This window comes from Thalassolituus marinus, assembly GCF_020320395.1.
Lineage (GTDB): Bacteria > Pseudomonadota > Gammaproteobacteria > Pseudomonadales > Oceanobacteraceae > Venatoribacter > Venatoribacter marinus.
The window spans coordinates 1-2,871 of the sequence record NZ_JAEDAH010000056.1 but is presented as its reverse complement, the minus strand read 5'-3'; the positions used below and the strand labels follow the sequence as shown (position 1 = coordinate 2,871).

The window sequence follows — 2,871 nt, the reverse complement described above, 5'->3', positions numbered from 1 at the left end:
CTCCATGCATATGACGGTCGGTGAGTCGACATTAGCAAAATGGAATAAGGTGAAAGAAGAATGCCCGGATATGTCGATCACTGAGCAGTTTGGAGAGCTGCCGTGGCCGCTGTTTAAAGAAAAACCGGGAAAGAAAGTAAAAGAGCGGGAAGTCAAGGACGCTGGAGAGCCGCAGTTTATTCCTCACAAGTCGTAATTATCTGTTAGCCAGAGAAAGCGGACGTAGATGCAGGTTGAAAGCGCTCAAACATCCATCTCGTGACCATGCTCTGAATGCCTGTGGTCTCGGGGGCTTCCGGTTCTTTGCATAATAGAGTCTGCGTTCGCTCCTGCATCGTCCAGATCATCGGTAATGGTGTCACCGTAGCGACTACTGCCCAGTGACAGGCGCTGCCCCTGATTCAGGTGGGTAGTGCAGGCGACCCGTAACAGCGAGGTGAAGTTGCCGGTCTCGCCGCGTTTTTCCAGTACCTCACGATAGATGCGGGTAATAAAGGTGCCGAGAGTCAGGCCTGCATCTTCCGCGATCTGTTCCAGCAGTTGCCAGAATACAGCTTCCAGCCGGATGCTGGTGACCACGCCGTCGATACGAATCGAACGGGTCTTCAGTTCAAACAGTTCAGGCTCCGCGCCGGAGTATATTTCACACATCTGCCAATCCTCTGTCGGAGCCCTATTGTGGCATCACTGATGGGCCACTGCCCAGCAGTGTCAGCTCAGCAATTTGCTGAACTGTGCCAGCCATGCCGGATGAGCAGGCCATGCCGGTGCTGTGACCAGATTGCCATCGGTAATCGCCTCGGTCACGTCAATATCGGCATACAGACCGCCGGCCAGAGTCACTTCAGGCGCACAGGCGGGGTAAGCGGAGATGCGGCGCTCACGGATAATATCGGCCGCAGCCAGCAGTTGTGCGCCGTGGCATACCGCAGCAATCGGTTTACCGGCGTTGGCAAAGTGCTGTACCAGTTCAATGACCTTAGCATTAAGGCGCAGATACTCCGGTGCCCGTCCGCCTGGGATCAGGAGGGCATCGAAGTCCTCTCCCTGAATGCCTTCGAAGTCTGCATTCAGTACAAAGTTATGCCCGGGTTTCTCGCTGTAAGTCTGGTCGCCTTCAAAATCATGCACAGCGGTGCGAATGCTTTCGCCGGCTTTCTTGTCGGGGCACACGGCAGCGACGCTGTGGCCGACCATCTGCAGCGCCTGGAATGGCACCATCAGTTCGTAATCTTCAACGTAATCGCCGGCAATGATCAGTACGCGGGCCATAGTGCTTCTCCTTGTGGTGGGAGAAGCAGTCTGGATCAGAGTGCCCAAGCAGTGGTAACAGCGGAATACTACAGCGGCATCGGGTGGTGGTCAGATACGACCTTTACTGAATTGTTCGCGTGCCAGCTGCTTCTTGCGCTCGCTTTTGCGCAGCAGAACGTAGAACGCACCAGAGCCGCCATGGTGCGGCTGTGCGGTATGGAAGGCCTGCACATCATCGAGATCTTCCAGCCAGTGCACCAGGTAGCTTTTCAGCAGGGCCGGGTCGCTGGTATTGCGGTCGCCCTTGCCGGGCAGAATAAGAACGTTACGGATGTCGTGGCTGATGCAGTCCTGCACAAAGCGGAACACTTCGCGTCGTGCTTCTTCGACGGTGCGACGATGCAGGTCGAGACGAGCTTCGATTTCATACTTGCCCAGACGCAGCTTACGGAAAACCCCATCCTGGATGCCCGGGCGTTTGTATCCGAGTACATCGTGGGGGCCAACGCGCTTCACTTCACTGGTCTGCAGCGGGTTACTGTCTTTTTTATCCGCCTCGATGGTGGCGGCCTGACGACGCACTGCTGCCGAGGCTTTGTTTATATCGCCACGGCGCAGCTCTACCCGGGCTTTGGTTTGCAGGCGTTTGACGCCCTGCATTTCCTGCAGAAACAGGTCGTCTTCGCCGTTGTCGGATCCGCTGTTTTGACTCATGGTGCTACGATATTTACCTGATACTGACGCAGATAATACCGAAAACTGACACTCGGCGTCTCATCCGCTGTCGCAGGTGACACTTCTTTGCAATGGCGGACACAACTTTGTTCCACAATCCGTAAACTGGATAGTGTGATCAATGACTGGTTTCACCAGAGGATATGACAATGAATATGACACGTATTACAACCTGGGTAGCGACCGCCACATGTACTCTGCTAATGGCAACTCAGGCGATGGCATTTGATGGTAAGCACCGTGAAATTGACTGGGAAGATAAGCTCGACCTGACCGATGCCCAGGAAGAGAAAATCGATGCGATTGAAGATCGTTACCACGACAAATTCCGTGAATTGCGCAAAGGCGATGCTCGTCCGGGGGATAAACACGATGAGATGGAAGCCTTGATGCAGCAGATGCGCGGTGAGATTCACGATGTGCTGACCGATGAACAGCGTCAGCAAGCGAAAGACATGATGCGCGAGCAGCACGCTAAAATGCAGCGTAAACATGCCAAGCGTCTGGCCCGGGATCTGGATCTGAGCGATGAGCAGAAAGATAAGCTGATGACGACTCTGTCAGCGCTGAAGAGCGATTATGAGTGGCCTCTGGATAAAGCCCAGCGCGACGAAGCCCATGATGCGTTTGACGCAGCGGTGAATTCTGTTCTGGATGATGAGCAGAAGCAGAAATGGGAAAAAATGAAAGAGAAGCAGAAGCGTAAATGGCATCATCCGGAAGAGCGCGGTGACGGCCACAAAGGCAAGCATCACGACGATGACGATGAGTGACACAAAAAAGCCGGGGTAACCCCCGCTGCTGTCCCACAGTTTTAAAGGTATCTGTTTTCTATAAACGACTTTTAAATCCGCAGTGCCTACTGCCTCCCAGGGGAACTTA

Annotated in this window: 5 protein-coding genes; 2 read left to right on the top strand and 3 right to left on the bottom strand. The window is 54.1% G+C overall.

Annotated features, from left to right (window positions below):
* Nucleotides 1-196 (top strand): hypothetical protein (locus tag I9W95_RS11105; protein ID WP_225674836.1); only part of this gene is annotated, 196 nt, incomplete at its 5' end.
* 47 nt (nt 197-243) lie between these two features.
* On the opposite strand, the gene I9W95_RS11100 is transcribed toward I9W95_RS11105, so the two are convergent.
* From I9W95_RS11100 to smrA, 3 genes are all read right to left on the bottom strand, one after another.
* On the bottom strand, nt 244-651 hold the full coding sequence (locus tag I9W95_RS11100) for a ribbon-helix-helix domain-containing protein (RefSeq protein ID WP_225674834.1): 408 nt from the start codon (nt 649-651) through the stop codon (nt 244-246).
* A gap of 60 nt (nt 652-711) precedes the next feature.
* Nucleotides 712-1,272, bottom strand: a complete 561-nt coding sequence (locus I9W95_RS11095) for a DJ-1/PfpI family protein (protein WP_225674833.1) — start codon at nt 1,270-1,272, stop codon at nt 712-714.
* A gap of 90 nt (nt 1,273-1,362) precedes the next feature.
* On the bottom strand, nt 1,363-1,968 hold the full coding sequence (gene smrA, locus I9W95_RS11090) for a DNA endonuclease SmrA (protein WP_225674831.1): 606 nt from the start codon (nt 1,966-1,968) through the stop codon (nt 1,363-1,365).
* 170 nt (nt 1,969-2,138) lie between these two features.
* Here smrA and I9W95_RS11085 point away from each other — a divergent pair, with 170 nt between their 5' ends.
* Complete coding sequence (locus I9W95_RS11085; protein WP_225674829.1) at nt 2,139-2,762, top strand: Spy/CpxP family protein refolding chaperone; 624 nt, start codon at nt 2,139-2,141, stop codon at nt 2,760-2,762.
* The last annotated feature ends 109 nt before the right edge of the window (nt 2,763-2,871 follow it).

Coding starts and splice junctions, on each gene's coding strand:
- smrA (WP_225674831.1), bottom strand. CDS start 1,968: ATGAGTCAAAACAGCGGATCCGACAACGGCGAAGACGACCTGTTTCTG.
- I9W95_RS11085 (WP_225674829.1), top strand. CDS start 2,139: ATGAATATGACACGTATTACAACCTGGGTAGCGACCGCCACATGTACT.
- I9W95_RS11100 (WP_225674834.1), bottom strand. CDS start 651: ATGTGTGAAATATACTCCGGCGCGGAGCCTGAACTGTTTGAACTGAAG.
- I9W95_RS11095 (WP_225674833.1), bottom strand. CDS start 1,272: ATGGCCCGCGTACTGATCATTGCCGGCGATTACGTTGAAGATTACGAA.